The organism is Streptomyces sp. NPDC029138 (assembly GCF_055564375.1).
On sequence record NZ_JBVHWM010000098.1, the window covers coordinates 1 to 17,325 of the forward strand.

At 72.7% G+C, this 17,325-nt stretch carries 17 protein-coding genes and 1 pseudogene; 12 read left to right on the forward strand and 6 right to left on the reverse strand.

The window, feature by feature from the left end; all coding sequences use genetic code 11:
* The 3 genes and pseudogenes from ACZ4WH_RS41025 to ACZ4WH_RS41035 form a co-directional block, all read right to left on the reverse strand.
* Nucleotides 1-856: pseudogene (locus tag ACZ4WH_RS41025) on the reverse strand (hypothetical protein); the annotation flags it as partial.
* Nucleotides 857-859: 3 nt separating this feature from the next.
* Complete coding sequence (locus ACZ4WH_RS41030; RefSeq protein ID WP_468190624.1) at nt 860-1,114, reverse strand: MoaD/ThiS family protein; 255 nt, start codon at nt 1,112-1,114, stop codon at nt 860-862.
* Between the two features lie 66 nt (nt 1,115-1,180).
* A complete protein-coding gene (locus ACZ4WH_RS41035; protein WP_468190626.1) occupies nt 1,181-2,029 on the reverse strand; it encodes an alpha/beta hydrolase in 849 nt (282 codons plus the stop codon).
* Between the two features lie 180 nt (nt 2,030-2,209).
* Between ACZ4WH_RS41035 and ACZ4WH_RS41040 the strand changes: the two genes are divergently transcribed.
* From ACZ4WH_RS41040 to ACZ4WH_RS41065, 6 genes are all read left to right on the forward strand, one after another.
* Nucleotides 2,210-2,983: a winged helix-turn-helix transcriptional regulator gene (locus tag ACZ4WH_RS41040; RefSeq protein WP_468190628.1), complete on the forward strand. Its 774-nt coding sequence runs from the start codon at nt 2,210-2,212 to the stop codon at nt 2,981-2,983.
* A 108-nt stretch (nt 2,984-3,091) separates the two neighbouring features.
* Nucleotides 3,092-4,114, forward strand: a complete 1,023-nt coding sequence (locus ACZ4WH_RS41045) for a LacI family DNA-binding transcriptional regulator (protein WP_468190630.1) — start codon at nt 3,092-3,094, stop codon at nt 4,112-4,114.
* Nucleotides 4,115-4,244: 130 nt separating this feature from the next.
* Entirely contained in the window at nt 4,245-5,234 is a 990-nt protein-coding gene (locus ACZ4WH_RS41050; RefSeq protein WP_468190632.1) for a S1C family serine protease, read from the forward strand.
* A 25-nt stretch (nt 5,235-5,259) separates the two neighbouring features.
* Nucleotides 5,260-5,484, forward strand: coding sequence for a hypothetical protein (locus ACZ4WH_RS41055; RefSeq protein ID WP_030653636.1), 225 nt, complete (start codon nt 5,260-5,262; stop codon nt 5,482-5,484).
* A gap of 142 nt (nt 5,485-5,626) precedes the next feature.
* The gene (locus ACZ4WH_RS41060; RefSeq protein WP_468190634.1) at nt 5,627-6,361 is read left to right on the forward strand and encodes a response regulator transcription factor; all 735 of its coding nucleotides are present in this window, start codon (nt 5,627-5,629) and stop codon (nt 6,359-6,361) included.
* On the forward strand, nt 6,358-7,812 hold the full coding sequence (locus ACZ4WH_RS41065) for a sensor histidine kinase (protein WP_468190636.1): 1,455 nt from the start codon (nt 6,358-6,360) through the stop codon (nt 7,810-7,812). Before ACZ4WH_RS41060 ends, ACZ4WH_RS41065 begins: the two co-directional genes overlap by 4 nt.
* Nucleotides 7,813-7,862: 50 nt before the next feature.
* Here the strand turns inward: ACZ4WH_RS41065 and ACZ4WH_RS41070 are convergent, their stop codons facing one another.
* On the reverse strand, nt 7,863-8,351 hold the full coding sequence (locus ACZ4WH_RS41070) for a MarR family winged helix-turn-helix transcriptional regulator (protein ID WP_468190638.1): 489 nt from the start codon (nt 8,349-8,351) through the stop codon (nt 7,863-7,865).
* Between the two features lie 109 nt (nt 8,352-8,460).
* Here ACZ4WH_RS41070 and ACZ4WH_RS41075 point away from each other — a divergent pair, with 109 nt between their 5' ends.
* The gene (locus tag ACZ4WH_RS41075; RefSeq protein WP_468190640.1) at nt 8,461-9,327 is read left to right on the forward strand and encodes an NmrA/HSCARG family protein; all 867 of its coding nucleotides are present in this window, start codon (nt 8,461-8,463) and stop codon (nt 9,325-9,327) included.
* 82 nt (nt 9,328-9,409) lie between these two features.
* On the forward strand, nt 9,410-9,628 hold the full coding sequence (locus ACZ4WH_RS41080) for a hypothetical protein (RefSeq protein ID WP_468190667.1): 219 nt from the start codon (nt 9,410-9,412) through the stop codon (nt 9,626-9,628).
* A gap of 284 nt (nt 9,629-9,912) precedes the next feature.
* On the opposite strand, the gene ACZ4WH_RS41085 is transcribed toward ACZ4WH_RS41080, so the two are convergent.
* Complete coding sequence (locus ACZ4WH_RS41085) at nt 9,913-11,697, reverse strand: bifunctional metallophosphatase/5'-nucleotidase (protein WP_468190642.1); 1,785 nt, start codon at nt 11,695-11,697, stop codon at nt 9,913-9,915.
* Nucleotides 11,698-11,872: 175 nt separating this feature from the next.
* Between ACZ4WH_RS41085 and mshD the strand changes: the two genes are divergently transcribed.
* The 4 genes from mshD (at nt 11,873) to ACZ4WH_RS41105 (ending at nt 17,070) form a co-directional block, all read left to right on the forward strand.
* Nucleotides 11,873-12,799 (forward strand): mycothiol synthase, encoded by a 927-nt coding sequence (gene mshD, locus ACZ4WH_RS41090; protein WP_468190644.1) that lies wholly within the window; start codon nt 11,873-11,875, stop codon nt 12,797-12,799.
* Between the two features lie 349 nt (nt 12,800-13,148).
* On the forward strand, nt 13,149-15,509 hold the full coding sequence (locus ACZ4WH_RS41095; RefSeq protein WP_468190646.1) for an RNA degradosome polyphosphate kinase: 2,361 nt from the start codon (nt 13,149-13,151) through the stop codon (nt 15,507-15,509).
* The gene (locus tag ACZ4WH_RS41100; protein ID WP_468190648.1) at nt 15,490-16,638 is read left to right on the forward strand and encodes a CHAD domain-containing protein; all 1,149 of its coding nucleotides are present in this window, start codon (nt 15,490-15,492) and stop codon (nt 16,636-16,638) included. The genes ACZ4WH_RS41095 and ACZ4WH_RS41100 overlap by 20 nt, the downstream gene beginning before the upstream one ends.
* 18 nt (nt 16,639-16,656) lie before the next feature.
* Nucleotides 16,657-17,070 (forward strand): NUDIX hydrolase, encoded by a 414-nt coding sequence (locus ACZ4WH_RS41105; protein ID WP_468190650.1) that lies wholly within the window; start codon nt 16,657-16,659, stop codon nt 17,068-17,070.
* A gap of 3 nt (nt 17,071-17,073) precedes the next feature.
* Here the strand turns inward: ACZ4WH_RS41105 and ACZ4WH_RS41110 are convergent, their stop codons facing one another.
* Entirely contained in the window at nt 17,074-17,259 is a 186-nt protein-coding gene (locus tag ACZ4WH_RS41110; RefSeq protein ID WP_468190652.1) for a hypothetical protein, read from the reverse strand.
* Between the last annotated feature and the right edge of the window lie 66 nt (nt 17,260-17,325).

Here is a 17,325-nt window from a genome sequence, read left to right on the forward strand (position 1 = left end):
CGGGGGAGGGGGGGAGGGGAGGGGGGAGAAGGGGGAAGAGGAGGACACAGGGGCGGGGGGGATGGGGGAGGACCAACGGGGGGGGGCCGCGACCGGCCGCGAGGACCGCCACGTCGGAGGTCAGCGCGCCCGCGAAGGCCAGCGCGATGCCCTGCCGGGCGGGCCACATGCCGTTCAGCCGGAACCAGCCCGCGGCCGTCACCGCCTGGAGCACCACCAGCGGTACGGCCAGGGCGTACGAGGCGACGGGTGCCGCCGCGGCGAGGAGCAGGCCCAGCGCGGCGGTGAGCAGCGCGGGCTGCATGCCGGGCTCGATGATCGGGGAACGGCCCTCCAGGCGGGCCCGCTGGGCGTCGGTGATCCGCGCGTTGCCGGCGAGGGTGGCGGGGCCGTAGTCCGGCGCGGCCTCCTGGTCGGCCGGCGACGCGGGTGCGGGGGCCGGCGCGGGTGCGGGGGCCGGTTCTGGGTTCGGTGCGGGCGCGTACGTGCCCATTCCCGCGTGCGTTCCGCCGTGCGCCCCCTCGTGCGTCCCCGCGTACGGCTCCGCGTACTGCTGGGACTGCTGAGGATGGTGGGGCTGCTGGTACTGCGGCTCCCGGTGATAAGGGTGCTGATGGCCCGCTTGCTGATACCCCGGCTGCTGATACCCCGCCTGTTGTTCCTGCCGCGGCAGATACGCCGTCTCCGCCGCCCGCACCGGCGCGTGCGTCTGCGTCTCCCAGGTCTGGCCCTGCCACTGCTGGGTGAGTTCCGGATCGTGGGCGGGCTGTCCGGCGTGCGGCTCCTGCGCGGGCCACTGCTGCTGATAGGGGTCGTAGCCCTCGTAGGGGCCGCCCTGATACGGCTGGTTGGTCATCGCTCACCCTCCTGCGAACGGCGGGAGCACCTCGACCGTGCCGCCCTCGGCCAGCCGTACCGTCTCATGCGCGCGGGTCCCGACGGGGTCGCCGTCGACGAGGAAGGAGCATCGCTGGAGCACGCGCGTGAGTTCGCCGGGGTGTCGCGCGCGCACGGCGGCCAGCGCGTCGGCCAGCGTGTCCGCCTCGAACGGCTCCTCGGCGACCTGGGCCGCGGCCTTCGCGGCGGCCCAGTAGCGCACCGTGACCTTGGGCATCTGAATCCTCAATCGACGGCAGGGACAAGAACAAACAAGAGAACGATAAGGACAGTGTGGGTCAGGCTAGCCCGCCGCCGACACCGACCAGTCCCCGATCCGGGCCATCAGGGCGTCGTCCGCCGCGTTCTCGGCGTGGCCCATGCCCGGTTCGACCCAGAGGTCGCCGTGGTCACCGGCCGCCTCGGCGAGCATCCGGGGATGGTCGAGCGGGAAGTAGCCGTCGCGGTCGCCGTGGACGATCAGGAGCGGGGTCGGGGCGATCTCCGGGACCGCCTGCACCGGGGAGAGCGGGACCGGGTCCCAGTCCCGGTGGTGGATGCGCGTGCGCAGGCCGTAGCGGCCGACCAGGCGGCCCTCGGGGCGGGTGACCAGCCAGTGCAGGCGGCGCATGGGGGCCGTGCCCCGGTAGTACCAGCGGGCCGGGGCGCTGACGGAGACGACGGCGTCCGTGCCGCCGTACAGCGCCGCGTGCCGCAGGACCACCGAGCCGCCCATGGAGAAGCCGACGGTCACCACGCGCGCGTGCCCGAGGCCGCGGGCCCACTGAACGGCGGCGGCGAGGTCCAGCACCTCCTTGTCGCCGACCGTGGACCGGCCGCCGGAGCGTCCGTGGCCGCGGAAGGAGAAGGTGACGACGGCGCCGTAGCCGCGCAGGACGCCCGCCACCCGGCGCACGTGCGGGCGGTCCACGTCCCCGGTGAAGCCGTGCGCGATGACGAACGCCAGGTCACGGGAGGCCGGCCGGGAAGTGTCCGGAGGTGGGTCGTATACGGCCGGGGGCGGATCGTATACGGAATCGATCGGAATTCCGTCGGCGGTGCGCAGAAACGTCCGGATAGGGCCCCGTCTGCCTGTCTCGTAATTCGGACGAACGGTGGAACGTGGCACATGACCTGCCGGACGGTTGCTCATGTGGGCTATTCTGCTTGGCAGAGGACTCGGGCAGCGTAGCCCCCGGGTCCTTTTGTGCTTTCGGAAGCGTTGTATACACAGCGGGAAACCTCGGGTGACCGCCGGTGTACGGGGCCTTCGGGATCGCAGAGCAGTACCCGTCCGCACTGTCCTCGCAGGGACCGAGGAGGAACCAGACGTATGAGTTCTCTGCTGCTCCTGACCAACGCCCTCCAGCCGTCGACGGAGGTGCTTCCGGCCCTCGGCCTGCTCCTGCACAACGTGCGGGTCGCTCCGGCGGAAGGACCCGCTCTGGTCGACACCCCGGGCGCCGACGTCATCCTCGTCGACGGCCGGCGCGATCTGCCCCAGGTGCGCAGCCTGTGCCAGCTGCTGCGCTCCACCGGCCCCGGCTGTCCGCTGCTCCTCGTCGTCACCGAGGGCGGCCTCGCCGCCGTCACCGCCGACTGGGGCATCGACGACGTCCTGCTGGACACCGCCGGTCCGGCGGAGGTCGAGGCGCGGCTGCGGCTCGCCATGGGCCGCCAGCAGCTCGTCAACGACGACTCGCCGATGGAGATCCGCAACGGCGATCTCTCGGTGGACGAGGCGACGTACAGCGCCAAGCTCAAGGGACGGGTCCTGGACCTGACCTTCAAGGAGTTCGAGCTGCTCAAATACCTCGCCCAGCACCCGGGCCGCGTCTTCACCCGCGCCCAGCTGCTCCAGGAGGTGTGGGGCTACGACTACTTCGGCGGCACCCGTACGGTCGACGTGCACGTACGGCGGCTGCGCGCCAAGCTCGGCCCCGAGCACGAGTCGCTGATCGGAACGGTCCGGAACGTCGGTTATCGATTCGTTACGCCGGAGAAGACCGACCGGTCCGCCGAGGAGGCCAAGGCCGGCCGGGCAAAGCCGGAGGATGCGGACGCAACCGCCGTCCTGGAGGGCACCGAGGTCCACGCCGAGGCATAACCGGCCCACAGCGGACGCATGAGCGGCACCCGGGCGGGGCATCGTCCTCGCACAGCCGCCATGTGATACGCCCTGCCCAGAGCGGGTCAATCCGCGTAGACTCCGCGCGTGGCCAAGGTGACTCGGGATGACGTGGCACGGCTGGCTGGAACCTCCACAGCCGTCGTCAGTTATGTCATCAACAACGGACCCCGGCCGGTCGCCCCGGCAACACGCGAGCGTGTCCTCGCCGCGATCAAGGAACTGGGGTACCGGCCCGACCGGGTCGCCCAGGCGATGGCCTCCCGGCGCACGGACCTCATAGGCCTCATCATCCCCGACGCCCGCCAGCCCTTCTTCGGCGAGATGGCGCACGCGGTCGAGCAGGCCGCCTCCGAGCGCGGGAAGATGGTCCTCGTCGGCAACACCGACTACATCGGCGAGCGCGAGGTCCACTATCTGCGCGCCTTCCTCGGCATGCGCGTCTCGGGCCTGATCCTCGTCTCGCACGCCCTGAACGACCTGGCCGCCGCCGAGATCGACGCCTGGGACGCCCGGGTGGTGCTGCTGCACGAGCGTCCCGAGGCCATCGACGACGTCGCCGTGGTGACGGACGACCTGGGCGGCGCCCAGCTCGCCGTGCGCCACCTGCTGGAGCACGGCTACGACTACGTCGCCTGTATGGGCGGTACGGCGCAGACGCCGGCCGTCGGCGACCCGGTCTCCGACCACGTCGAGGGCTGGAAGCGGGCCATGGCCGAGGCGGGCCTGTCCACCGAGGGCCGGCTGTTCGAGGCGCCGTACAACCGCTACGACGCCTACCGGGTCGCCCTGGAGGTGCTGTCCGGCCCCCACCGGCCGCCCGCGGTCTTCTGCTCCACCGACGACCAGGCCATCGGCCTGCTGCGGGCCGCGCGCGAGCTGCGCATCGACGTGCCCGGTCAGCTGGCGGTGGCGGGCTTCGACGACATCAAGGAGGCCGCGCTCGCCGATCCGCCGCTGACCACGGTCGCCTCCGACCGCTCGGCGATGGCCCGGGCGGCGGTCGACCTGGTGCTGGACGACGGGCTGCGGATCGCCGGGTCCCGGCGGGAGCGGCTGAAGACGTTCCCGTCGCGGCTGGTGGTGCGCACGAGCTGCGGCTGCCTGTAGCTCCGCCGGTTCGGCCGTCCGGTTCGGGGCGCGCTTCCCGGAGCCGTCTTTATATCGGGCAAACGAGGTTCTGCCGGGCTTCTCAGGCGGCACTCAGGAAGCTCTCATGGTCGCGGGGGACTCTTCTGTCATGACCGAGAGCCAGGGCACTTACGAGCAGCCGCACTCCTACTCCGCTCCCGTGAACCCCGAGTGGCCGCCCCCGCCGCCGTACCAGCCGGTGGTCGCGGACCCCGAGCCCCGGAAGAAGCGCACCCGGGGACCGATGGCCCTGCTCGCGGCGGTCGCGATCGTCGCGGCGGCGGTCGGTGGCGGGACGGCGTACGCCTTCCAGGAACTGACCGGCACGGACACGGTCGCCACCGCCGGCAGCAGCACCACCGTGGTGCCGTCCAGCAAGAAGGGCGACGTCGCCGCCATCGCCGCCGCGGTCAGCCCGAGCGTGGTCGAGATCAACGCGACGCTCGCGGGCGGCTCCTCCACCGGCTCCGGCGTGATCATCACGTCGAACGGCGAGATCGTCACCAACAACCACGTCGTCTCCGGCGCCACCTCGATCAAGGTGCGCACCAGCGACGGCAGGAGCTACACCGCCGAGGTCGTCGGCACGGACAGCTCCAAGGACCTCGCGCTGATCAAGCTGAAGGGCGCCTCCGGACTGAAGGCGGCGGCGCTCGGTGACTCAAGCAGCGTCCAGGTCGGCGACACGGTCGTCGCGATCGGCTCCCCCGAGGGCCTGACCGGCACGGTCACCAGCGGCATCGTCTCCGCCCTGCACCGGGACGTCACCGTCTCCACCGACGAGAACCAGGGGCAGGGCCAGGACGGCGGGGGCCAGTGGCCCTTCCAGTTCGGCGGCCGTGAGTTCAACGGCGACACCGGCTCGTCCACCACCACCTACAAGGCCATCCAGACCGACGCGTCCCTCAACCCCGGCAACTCCGGCGGCGCCCTGATCGACGCGAGCGGTCACGTCATAGGCATCAACTCCGCGATGTACTCCTCCGCCTCGCAGGCGTCCTCGTCCTCGGACGCGGGCAGCATCGGCCTCGGCTTCGCCATCCCCATCGACACGGTGAAGTCCGACCTGGCCAAGCTGCGGGCGGGCTCCGACAGCTAGCCACATCAAGTGCAAGGAGCAGGTCATGATCAAGCACGTCCCCCACCGGTTCAGTGAGCGTGGTCCGGCCGGCCTCACCCTGGCCCTGTCCATCGTGTCCGAGCTGCACGTGCCCGTCCCGGCGCCCCGCGCCCCCGAGGTGGCCGCGCCCGTGACGCCGGTCCCCCAGCTGATGGGCCTGCGCACCTCCGCCGCCCGTCCGCACCGCCGCAAGGTGCCGCTGCACCGCCTGAACACGGTCCGGGTCTGACCGGCGCGCGTGTCCCCGGCCCCCCGGACATGGGAGGCTGAGAGACACCGGCCCCGGCCGGGAGACCCCACCCCGGCCGGGAGACCCCCCGGCCGGAAGACACCGGCCACCCCTCCCACCGCACCCCGAGGAAATGCGAGCGATGAGTCCCGCCGAAGGCGACCGTGACCCCCAGCGCATCCTGATCGTCGACGACGAGCCGGCCGTACGCGAGGCCCTCCAGCGCAGCCTCGCCTTCGAGGGGTACGAAACCGAGGTCGCCGTCGACGGCGCGGACGCCCTGGAGAAGGCCACGGCCTACCAGCCGGACCTGGTCGTGCTGGACATCCAGATGCCGCGCATGGACGGGCTGACCGCGGCCCGCCGCATCCGGGGTGCGGGGGACACCACCCCGATCCTGATGCTCACCGCCCGCGACACGGTCGGCGACCGGGTCACCGGCCTGGACGCGGGCGCCGACGACTACCTGGTCAAGCCCTTCGAGCTGGACGAGCTCTTCGCCCGCATCCGCGCCCTGCTGCGCCGCAGCTCCTACGCGGCGGCGGTGTCCGCCCAGGCCCAGGAGGACGAGGCCCTCACCTTCGCCGACCTGCGCATGGACCTCGCGACCCGGGAGGTCACGCGCGGCGGCCGGCCGGTCGAACTGACCCGCACGGAGTTCACCCTGCTGGAGATGTTCATGGCCCACCCGCGCCAGGTGCTCACCCGCGAGCAGATCCTGAAGGCGGTGTGGGGCTTCGACTTCGAGCCCTCCTCCAACTCGCTCGACGTCTACGTGATGTATCTGCGCCGCAAGACAGAGGCCGGCGGCGAGCCCCGCCTGGTGCACACCGTGCGCGGGGTGGGGTACGTCCTGCGGCAGGGCGGCGCCGAGTGAGGCAGCTGGCGCGCCGGTACCGGGCGCTGCCGCTGCGGGCGCGACTGGCGATGCTGGTCGCGGCGGCGGTGGCGTTCGCGGTGGCCGCGGTCTCGGTGACGTGCTGGTTCATCGTGGAACGCAAGCTCTACGACCAGCTCGACGAGGACCTGAAGAAGTCCCTGCGGAACACGACGCAGACGGACCAGTTGCAGTTCACCCTCGACAACTGCACGGACACCCCGCAGGCCAACAGCTTCCTGCTGCGCGACCGGTACTCCCAGCTGGTCACGGAGGACGGCAAGGTCTGCCTCTTCGGGGCCGCCTCGGGCAAGATCAAGGTCACCCAGGCCGACAAGACCGAGATCAAGAACCTCGACCCCAGCATCCTGTACTTCCGCAACGGAAGCGACGACGAGGGCAACGAGCTGCGGGTGCTCACCAAGCCCATCAGCCCCACCGCCACCGCGAGCGGCGGGCCCGGCCCCAACGTCGGCGTGCTCATCGCCGTACCGCTCAAGAGCACGCAGAAGACCCTCAACGACCTCGCCCTGGTCCTCCTCCTCGTCTCCGCGGTCGGTGTCGTCGGCGCCGGTGCCGCGGGGCTCGCCGTCGCGCGGGCCGGGCTGCGCCCCGTCGACAAGCTCACCGAGGCCGTGGAGCACGTGGCCCGCACGGAGGACCTGACCATCCGCATCCCCGTGGAGGACGTCAGCGAGGACGAGGTGGCCCGGCTGTCCCGGTCGTTCAACTCGATGACCGCCTCGCTGGCCAGCTCCCGCGACCTCCAGCAGCAGCTGATCGCGGACGCCGGCCATGAACTGCGTACGCCGCTGACGTCGCTCAGGACGAACATCGAACTCCTCACCCGCAGCGAGGAGACGGGCCGCCCGATCCCGCCGGAGGACCGCAAGGCGCTGCTCGCCTCGGTGAAGGCGCAGATGACCGAACTGGCCGCGCTGATCGGCGACCTCCAGGAGCTGTCCCGCTCGGAGGGACAGCGCGGCGAGCGCGTCCAGGTGGTCGCCCTCCAGGACACCGCCGAGGCGGCCCTGCGCCGGGCCCGGCTGCGCGGTCCCGAGCTGTCGATCACGGCGGACCTGGAGCCCTGGTTCGTGCGGGCGGAGCCCTCCGCGCTGGAGCGGGCGATCGTCAACATCCTCGACAACGCGGTGAAGTTCAGCCCCGAGGGCGGCACGGTCGAGGTGCGGCTGAGCGGGGGCGTGCTGACGGTCCGCGATCACGGTCCCGGCATCGCCGAGGACGAACTCCCGCACGTCTTCGACCGGTTCTGGCGCTCCCCCAGCGCCCGTGCCCTGCCGGGCTCGGGCCTCGGCCTGTCCATCGTCGCCCGTACGGTGAAGCAGGCGGGCGGCGAGGTGACCCTGGCCCCCGCGGAGGGCGGCGGCACGGTGGCGACGGTACGGCTGCCGGGGGCGCCGACCCCGCCGCCGGAGACACCGGCCGGCTGACCCCGGCCCTCAGCCGGTCGCCCGACTATCAGCCGGCCGGCCCGGTGCCCTCAGTCGGGCCTGGGCAGGGCGCGCAGGCGCTCGATCTGGGTGTGGCTGAGGTCGTGCGCCCGGCGCATGTGCCGGGTGATCGCCCTCAGCTCGTCCTCGCTGTGGTCGTCCAGGAGGGTCTGCCAGGTCTGCCCGAGGTCGTCCCACAGCGCGGTGACGCGAGCGAGGCGCTCCGGGACGGGGGTGACCAGCACACGGCGGCGGTCCTGCCGGTCGGGGGTGCGGGTGACGTAGCCGCCGCGCTCCAGCCGGTCCACGAGGCGGGTCGCCGAGCCGGTGGTGAGGCCGGTGCGGTCGGCGATCTGCCGGACGGTGAGCGGTTCCGGCTCGGCGGTCAGCAGGCTCAGGCACTGCACGTCGGTCGGGTGCAGGCCGAGGTGGTCGGCGACGGCCTGGTTGAACAGCACGTAGGCGGCCAGGTAGCGCCGGGACTCCAGGGCCAGCTCCTCGTACAGGCGGGCCCGGCCGGGGTCTGTCACGTCTGCCACGGGGTCTCCTCGCCGAAATTACTGCGCGGCGCAGTAACTCTTGCCGTAATCTGCTGTGTGACGCAGCCAATGCGCCACACAGCAATCGTACCGATCCAGGGGGAGACCCATGCTCACCATCGCCGTCACCGGCGCCACCGGAGCCCAGGGCGGGGCCACCGTCCGCGCCCTGCTGGCCGCCGGCCACCGCGTCCGCGCCCTGACCCGCCACCCCGGCTCACCCGCCGCCGAGACGCTGCGCGACCTGGGCGCCGAGGTCCGCCAGGCCGACTTCGACGACCACGGCTCGCTCGCGGCGGCACTCGCCGGCGCCGACGGACTCTTCGCGGTGACCACCCCGTTCGGCACCGGCACCCGGGCGGAGATCCGGCAGGGCACGGCCCTCGTGGACGCGGCGGCCGGGGCCCGCCTCGGCCATGTGGTCCTCACCTCCGCCGCCCACGCCGACCGCGGCACCGGCGTTCCGCACTTCGAGAGCAAATGGGCCGTCGAACAGCACCTGCGTGCCTCCGGCCTGCCCTGGACGGTGATCGCCCCGGCCGCGTTCATGGACAACTACACCAGCGGCTGGACCCTCGACGGGCTGCGCACCGGCGTCTTCGCCTGGCCCATGCCGGCCGACCGGCCGCTCACGCTCATCCCGGCCACCGACATCGGCGCGTTCGCCGCACTGGCCCTCCAGCGCCGGGACGACTTCGCGGGCCACCGCGTCGACCTCGCCTCCGACGTGCTCACCCCCGCGCAGATCGCGGCCACCCTCAGCACCGCCCTGGCCCGCCCGATCACCCATGAGCAGCCGCCCTTCGCCCAGATCCGCACCCACTCCCCCGACCTGGCGGCGATGTTCGCCTACTTCACCGACACGGGCCTCGACGTCGACGTCACCGGCCTGCGCCACGCCCACCCCGAGATCGCCTGGCACACGTTCGCGGACTGGGCCGGCGAGCAGAACTGGGCGGCGCTGCCGGGCCGTTGACGGTCAGCCCCTCGGCAACCTTCCCCCGCTCCACGGCAACTCCGGTTCAGCACCCCACCCGGACAACCGACTGGAGTCGTCCATGAACCCCCGCATCATCCGGCGCGCCCGCCACCGCGGGAGCCGTACCGCGCCGGCGCTCGGGCTGCCGCTCGCGCTCGCCGCCGGCGCCCTCGGCCACGGCCTTCTCGCCCCCGGCGCCGGCGCGGCGAGCACCGACCGCCCCCAGCTGACCGACGCCCAGGCCACCGACCAGGAGATCGCCGACTGGCTCGGGGACTGGACGCCTACCGCTTCCTGACCCAGGCCGGACCCGCACGCCCCCGACGGCGGGCCGCGCGGGCGTCCCGGGGCACCGGCGACTCTTTTCCACAGCTGTGGACAACGGCCGGGACGGGGCCGCCGGTACGACCACCGGCAACCGGCGGCCCCGTACGCGCCGTCAGCCGACCCTGCGGGCGTTGCGCGCCACGGCCGCGCGGCGCGGTGTGCTCCGGTACCGGTGGTTCGAGCGGCGGGAGGCGGCCGAGATGCCGGCCGCGCTCGAAGCGTGGCCTCCCGCCGCCTCCACCGGTCCTGCCGGTCCTACTGCACGACCGTGATCCGGTCCGTCTTCGGCGGGGCGATCGGCGACGAGGCCGACGAGTTCGCCGTCAGGTACTTCTCCAGGGCCGTCAGGTCGTCCGCGCCGACCAGGTCGCCCGTGCCCTGGGCCAGCGTCGGGAAGCCGTCGCCGCCGCCCGCGAGGAAGCTGTTGGTGGCGACGCGGTAGGTGGCCGACGGGTCGATCGGGGCGCCGTTCAGGCGGATGGAGTCGGTGACCACGCGGTCCGCGCCGGACTTGGTGAGGTCCAGGGTGTAGGTGAGCCCGGCGGACGGCTGGAGGATCTTCGGGGCCGCCGCGTTGGCGCCGCTGACCTGCTCCTTGAGGACCTGGATCAACTGGGCGCCGGTGAGGTCCTGGAGGTTCACGGTGTTGGCGAACGGCTGGACCGTGAAGCCCTCGGCGTAGGTGACCACGCCGTCGCCCTCGGCGCCCTTGGCCGCGTAGGTGAGGCCGGCCCGGACCCCGCCCGGGTTCATCAGCGCGAGGCTGGTCCTCGGGTCCAGTTCCCGGCCGTGGGCGAGCTGCGCGTCGGCGATCAGGTCGCCCATCGGGGACTCGGTGCCGCTGTTGTTGACGTCGGCGGAGATCCAGCCGATGGGGCGGTTGCCGATCGGGGCGGCCAGGGTGTTCCAGCGCGAGATCAGGTCGGTCATGTCCGCCGCCTTGGGGACGTCCCGGGTGACCACGTGGTTCGCGGACTTCACCGCCGTACGCGCGATGTCGCCGGTGCGGCGGTCGTACGTCAGCGTGGTGTCCGTGTAGAGGCGGCCGAAGGAGGACGCCGAGGTGACCATGCGGGGGCGGCCGGACGGGTCGGGGACCGTGCAGACGTACGCCTGGTGGGTGTGGCCGGTGACCAGGGCGTCCACCGCCGGGGTCACGGACTTGGCGATGTCCACGATCGGGCCGGAGATGCCGCTGCCCGCGCCCGGGGAGTCGCAGTCGTAGTTGTACGAGCCGGAGGCCGGGGAGCCGCCCTCGTGGATCAGGGCCACGATCGACCGCACGCCCTGGCGCTGGAGCACCTTGGCGTACTTGTTGATGGTCTCGGCCTCGTCCTTGAAGCTCAGGCCCTTGACGCCGTCGGCGGAGACGATGCCCGGGGTGCCCTCCAGCGTGACCCCGATGAAGCCGATCCTGACGTCCTTCTTCTCCCAGACCCAGTACGGCTTCAGTACCGGCTTGCCGGTCCTGTCGTCCAGGACGTTCGCGGCCAGGTACGGGAAGTCCGCGCCCTGGAACTCCTGGTCCGTGTAGCAGCCGTCCGTGGGGTGGCAGCCGCCGTTCTGGAGGCGGGCCAGCTCCCTCGCGCCCTCGTCGAACTCGTGGTTGCCGACCGAGGTGACGTCCAGGTCCAACTTGTTCAGCGCCTCGACGGTGGGCTCGTCGTGGAAGAGGCCCGACAGCAGCGGGGAGGCACCGACCATGTCGCCGCCGGCCGCGGTGATCGAGTACGGGTGGCCCGTACGGGCCTGGCGGAGGTGGGTCGCCAGGTACTCGACACCGCCCGCGTCGATCGTCTTCGTCGTGCCGTCCGGCTGGAGTTCGGTGACCCGGCCGGAGGAGCCGGACGGGGGTTCCAGGTTGCCGTGCAGGTCGTTGAAGGAGAGCAGCTGGACGTCCTGGTAGCGGCCCGGACGGTGGTGGCTCTCGTGCGCGTCCGCCGGGAGCGCGGCGGTCAGCGCCGCGGCCGTCGCGAGAGTGGCTGCGCTCGCGAGAAGGGCGTGCGTACGACGTCTGGTGCGCCGGGGCGCGGCTGGCATGGGACCCCCCTGTGGGTCGGCTGTGGTGGCTCGGCGCAGCCTAAAGTCAACGCGCGTAGCGCGACAGGGGGTTCATGGTCACATCCTGGTTTCCCTTTGCCGATGCCTTTACCGCTGCTCCCGCCGCGGCCGATGTGCCGGGACTTCACCCAGGCCTCCCCGTACCCTCATACGCATGAGCAGCGACGACACCGTACAGGGCTTCCCCGCCCGCTCCATCGAGACCTATTCCGCGCTCACTCCGGACCGGGCCGAGGCCGTGCTGCGCCTGCTCGGCGAGGCCGCCCGGGTCGACGGGCAGCAGCCGGTGTCCGAGCAGGGCCGGCTCCAGCTGCGCGGCGGCGCTCGCGAGGGCGTCTCGCATCTGCTGCTGACCGTCGACGGCGAACTCGTCGGCTACGCCCAGCTGGAGGACACCGACCCGGTGGAGGCGCCGGCCGCCGAACTGGTCGTGCACCCCGGGCACCGCGGGCACGGTCACGGCCGGGCGCTCGGCTCGGCCCTGCTCGCCGCCTCCGGCAAGCGACTGCGGGTGTGGGCGCACGGCGGACACCCCGCCGCCCGGCACCTCGCCCAGGTGCTCGGTCTGACGCTGTTCCGCGAACTGCGCCAGATGCGGCGGCCGTTGACCGGCCTGGAGCTGGCGGAGCCGACGCTGCCGGAGGGCGTGACCGTGCGCACCTTCGTGCCCGGCAAGGACGACACGGCCTGGCTCGCCGTGAACGCCGCCGCCTTCGCCCACCACCCGGAGCAGGGCTCGCTGACCCAGCGGGACCTGGAGGACCGCAAGGCCGAGCCGTGGTTCGACCCGGCCGGCTTCTTCCTCGCCGAGCGGCGCGGCGAGCTGATCGGCTTCCACTGGACGAAGGTGCACGCCGAGGAGGGGCTGGGCGAGGTGTACGTCCTCGGGGTCCGGCCCGGCGAACAGGGCGGCGGCCTCGGCAAGGCCCTCACCACGATCGGGCTGCGCCACCTGGCCGCCCAGCAGCTGCCGACCGCGATGCTCTACGTCGACGCCGACAACAAGGCGGCGGTGTCGGTGTACGAGCGCCTGGGCTTCACGGTCCACGAGACGGACCTGATGTACCGCAGCGAGACCTGACATCCCCCACGCCAGGGGCGACCGCCTTGCCGGCCGCCCCTCTCCCGGTGCACCCGGTCCGTCATCCCGGTCCGCCGGCTGATCGCCGAGCTGACCACGGCCGCGCTGCCCCTGCTCACCGGCGCCGGCGTGCTCGCCCTGGCCCACGGCACCGTCCCGTCCGCCGACCGGCTGCCCTCGCCGTCACCGCCGCCGCCTGTGCCGTCCCGCGCCGCCGGACCGCCTGAAGGCCCGGACCCGCGCCGGACCGGCGTTTCCGCACCCCAGAACCCCTTCGGGCCGCCCCCCGCTATCCCGCACGTCATGTCGCCGTAACCATTGATTCAGCCAGGCTTGCGACGCTCGGCCAATGAAGCCCGCCGTGCCAGAGCCTTCGCCGCCCCCCGAGGGGCCCGCGGGGAACGGGGCCGTCACGCTCCCGCCCGCACGTTCCGACGCGCCTGTGTCACCCGTTGCGCGGAAGAATGGGTTCATGAGCCAGCAAGACACCCAGGCAGAGGTACAGCACCCGCAGCCCTCCGTGGGCTCCATCGCCGCGCACCGCCAGCACGCCCTGGCCGCCGTGGTCTCCGACCTGGAACCCGATCTCGACGCGGGCCTCGACGCCTACGAGGAGGCGCCGACCGACGGCGCGCCCCTGCCCCAGGGCCGCTTCCTCGACCGGGAACGCAGCTGGCTCGCCTTCAACGAGCGCGTCCTGGAGCTGGCCGAGGACCCGAACACGCCGTTGCTGGAGCGGGCGAACTTCCTCGCGATCTTCGCCAGCAACCTGGACGAGTTCTTCATGGTCCGGGTGGCCGGTCTGAAGCGCCGTATCGCCACCGGCGTCGCCACCCGCTCCGCCTCCGGCCTCCAGCCGCGCGAGGTGCTGGAGATGATCTGGGCCCGCTCCCGCGAGCTGATGGCCCGGCACGCCGCCTGTTACCACGAGGACGTCGCCCCCGCACTCGCGGACGAGGGCATCCACCTGGTCCGCTGGTCCGAGCTGACCGACAAGGAGCAGGCGCGCCTCTTCACGCTCTTCCGGCACCAGATCTTCCCGGTCCTCACGCCCCTGGCCGTGGACCCCGCGCACCCCTTCCCGTACATCTCCGGCCTCTCCCTGAACCTGGCCGTCGTCGTACGGAACCCGGTCAGCGGCCACAAGCACTTCGCGCGCGTGAAGGTGCCGCCGCTGCTGTCCCGCTTCCTGGAGGCCTCCCCGGGCCGCTACGTCCCCATCGAGGACGTCATCGCGGCCCCCAACCACCTGGAAGAGCTGTTCCCGGGCATGGAGATCCTGGAGCACCACGCCTTCCGGATCACCCGCAACGAGGACCTGGAGGTCGAGGAGGACGACGCCGAGAACCTCCTCCAGGCCCTGGAGAAGGAACTCATGCGGCGCCGCTTCGGCCCGCCGGTGCGCCTGGAGGTCGAGGAGTCCATCGACCGCGAGGTGCTGGACCTGCTGGTGCGCGAGCTGAAGATCTCCGAGGCCGAGGTGTACCCACTGCCCGGCCCCCTCGACCTCACCGGTCTCTTCCGCATCCACAGCCTCGACCGGCCGGAGCTGAAGTACCCGAAGTTCATCGCCGGCACCCACCGCGACCTCGCCGAGGTCGAGTCGGCGTCCGCGCCCGACATCTTCGCGGCGCTGCGCGCCCGGGACGTGCTCCTGCACCACCCGTACGACAGCTTCTCCACCTCCGTCCAGGCGTTCCTGGAGCAGGCGGCGGCCGACCCGGACGTCCTCGCGATCAAGCAGACCCTGTACCGCACCTCCGGCGACTCCCCGATAGTCGACGCGCTCATCGACGCCGCCGAGTCCGGCAAGCAGGTCCTCGTCCTGGTCGAGATCAAGGCCCGCTTCGACGAGCACGCCAACATCAAGTGGGCGCGCAAGCTGGAGGAGGCCGGCTGTCACGTCGTCTACGGCCTGGTCGGCCTGAAGACGCACTGCAAGCTGTCGCTGGTGGTCCGCCAGGAGGGCGAGACCCTGCGCCGCTACAGCCACGTCGGCACCGGCAACTACCACCCGAAGACGGCCCGCCTGTACGAGGACCTCGGCCTGCTCACCGCCGACCCGCAGGTCGGCGCGGACCTCTCCGACCTCTTCAACCGGCTGTCCGGCTACTCCCGCCGCGAGACCTACCGCCGCCTGCTGGTCGCGCCCAAGTCCCTGCGGGACGGCCTGGTCGCGCGGATCGACAAGGAGGTCCAGCACCACCGCGCGGGCCGCCCGGCCTTCGTCCGCATCAAGGTCAACTCGATGGTGGACGAGGCGGTCATCGACGCCCTCTACCGGGCCTCCCAGGCGGGCGTGCCGGTCGACATCTGGGTGCGGGGCATCTGCGCCGTCCGCCCGGGCGTCACGGGCCTCTCGGAGAACATACGGGTCCGCTCGATCCTCGGCCGCTTCCTCGAACACTCCCGGGTGTTCGCCTTCGGCAACGGCGGCGAGCCCGAGGTGTGGATCGGCAGCGCCGACATGATGCACCGCAACCTCGACCGCCGGATAGAGGCCCTGGTCCGGGTGGTCGACCCCGGCCACCGCGCAGCCCTCAACCGGCTGCTGGACACCGGCATGTCCGACGGCACCGCCTCCTGGCACCTCGGCCCGGACGGCGAGTGGACGCGGCACGCGACCGACACGGACGGCCAACCCCTGCGCAACGTCCAGGAGATGCTCATAGACGCCCGGAGGCGCCGGCGTGGCACAGCAACACCTTGACCCGACGGACCCCACGGCCGAGGCGGTGACGGGGGACGCCCTCGCGGGCTACCTGCGCGCCCAGGCCACGGAGTTCCTCCGCGCCCTGCGCCTGCACCGGGAGACGGGCGGGGGCACGGCGAACGGCGCGGAGGAGTTCGACGCGGCCCGCCTCCTGCGCCGCTCGGCCCGCCGTATCAGCGCCAGCCTGCACACCTTCCGCCCCCTCCTGGACCCCGACTGGTCCGAGGAGATGCGCCCGGAACTGGCCTGGCTGTCCGGCACACTGGGCCTGGAACACGCCTGCGAGGCCCGCCTGGAACGCCTGTTGCTGGCGCTGCACCGGCTGTCGGGGGCGGCAGTCCTGCCCGCACAAGCGGTGGACGTCGCCGTGGCCGCGGGCAGTCGTGCCGCCGGGGCCGCACGGGTGGGCGGTGGGGGCGCCCCCGCGCGAGCGAAACCGGGCGTGGGGGAGGCACTGGAGAGCACCACTGGCCCTGCCAACCGGACGGCGACAACAGACCGCGGCAACCTCACCGTGGGCGCGGCGAAGGCAGGCGCCCTGCTCGAACGCCAGCTCACCCTCGCCCGGACAAGGGCCCACTCCACGGCGCTCCAAGCCCTCGGCTCCTCCCGCTTCCACGCCGTGGCCGACAAGGTCGCGGTACTCGCCAGCGAGGTCCCCCTCACCCCCGCCGCACCCACCACCGCCCTGCGCCCCCTCGCCGCCGCGGCCGAGGAGCGCCTCACGGACTCCGTCGCCGCGCTCCCCCTGGTCACCGCCGGCCACCCCTACAACGCGGAGGCCCTGGTCCACGGCTTGTCCCCGGACCCGTCCCCGCACCCCCAGGACAGCCCCTGGCACCAGGTCCGCCTGCTGCTGCGCCTGCACCGGTACGCCCGTGAGGTGCTGCACGGCGGCAACGCCCCGGTGGACGTGCGGCTGCTGACGGCGGGCCAGGCCCTGAACCGGCACCGGGACGCCTCCGAGGCGGCGGCCGCGGCGGCGCAGGCGGCCCGTACTCCCCGGATCACCCCGGCGACGGCCTACGCGCTCGGTGTGCTCCACGCCGACCAGCGGCACGAGGTGGAGGCGGCCCGGTTCGCGTTCCAGCAGGCGTGGCAGAAGCAGAGCGTCCACGCGCCCTGACCCCCACGAGGAGGCGGTGTGAACGACACCGTGGTCGAGGCGGCCGGCTGTGTGCTGTGGCGCCGCTCCCCGGTCTGCGACGGCCTGGAGATCTGTCTGGTCCACCGGCCGAAGTACGACGACTGGTCCCACCCCAAGGGCAAGCTCAAGCGGGGTGAGGACCCGCTCGCCGGCGCGCTGCGCGAGGTCGCGGAGGAGACCGGGTCCACGGCCGAGCCCGGCGGTGAGCTGCCGACCCTGCGGTATTCGGCGGGCGGGCGCCCCAAGCGGGTGCGGTACTGGGCCGCGGAGGCGGTTTCCGGCCACTTCACGCCGAACGCCGAGGTGGACCGCATCCTCTGGCTGCCGCCGACCGCCGCCCGGGCCCGGCTGACCCAGCCGCGCGACGGGGACCTGGTGGACGCGCTCCTGCGGGCCCTGGAGCGCCGGTGACGGCTACCGGCCGGTCATGTGCCCCTCCGCGTCCGCACGGGCCTGGCTGCGGGCCCGGCGGGCGGGGCCGCGCCAGCCGCAGTTGCATCTGGCCACGCAGAAGGGGCCCTGCTCGGTCGTCGTCGTGAGGTGCTCCTGCCCGGACCGGGCGCGTTCCGGCCCGTCCTCCGATACCGCGGTGACTGCCACGCCGTCAACGGTACCCAGCCCTGGTTAAAGAGTTGGCCTTGCTCCCGTCGACACCGGCCCTGCCCC

Bases quoted from the DNA above. Each gene is read 5' to 3' on its own strand.
- ACZ4WH_RS41030 (WP_468190624.1), bottom strand. From the start codon at position 1,114: ATGCCCAAGGTCACGGTGCGCTACTGGGCCGCCGCGAAGGCCGCGGCC.
- ACZ4WH_RS41085 (WP_468190642.1), bottom strand. From the start codon at position 11,697: ATGCCAGCCGCGCCCCGGCGCACCAGACGTCGTACGCACGCCCTTCTC.
- ACZ4WH_RS41075 (WP_468190640.1), top strand. From the start codon at position 8,461: ATGCTCACCATCGCCGTCACCGGCGCCACCGGAGCCCAGGGCGGGGCC.
- ACZ4WH_RS41040 (WP_468190628.1), top strand. From the start codon at position 2,210: ATGAGTTCTCTGCTGCTCCTGACCAACGCCCTCCAGCCGTCGACGGAG.
- ACZ4WH_RS41055 (WP_030653636.1), top strand. From the start codon at position 5,260: ATGATCAAGCACGTCCCCCACCGGTTCAGTGAGCGTGGTCCGGCCGGC.
- ACZ4WH_RS41080 (WP_468190667.1), top strand. From the start codon at position 9,410: ATGAACCCCCGCATCATCCGGCGCGCCCGCCACCGCGGGAGCCGTACC.
- mshD (WP_468190644.1), top strand. From the start codon at position 11,873: ATGAGCAGCGACGACACCGTACAGGGCTTCCCCGCCCGCTCCATCGAG.
- ACZ4WH_RS41050 (WP_468190632.1), top strand. From the start codon at position 4,245: ATGACCGAGAGCCAGGGCACTTACGAGCAGCCGCACTCCTACTCCGCT.
- ACZ4WH_RS41060 (WP_468190634.1), top strand. From the start codon at position 5,627: ATGAGTCCCGCCGAAGGCGACCGTGACCCCCAGCGCATCCTGATCGTC.
- ACZ4WH_RS41035 (WP_468190626.1), bottom strand. From the start codon at position 2,029: ATGAGCAACCGTCCGGCAGGTCATGTGCCACGTTCCACCGTTCGTCCG.
- ACZ4WH_RS41095 (WP_468190646.1), top strand. From the start codon at position 13,149: ATGAAGCCCGCCGTGCCAGAGCCTTCGCCGCCCCCCGAGGGGCCCGCG.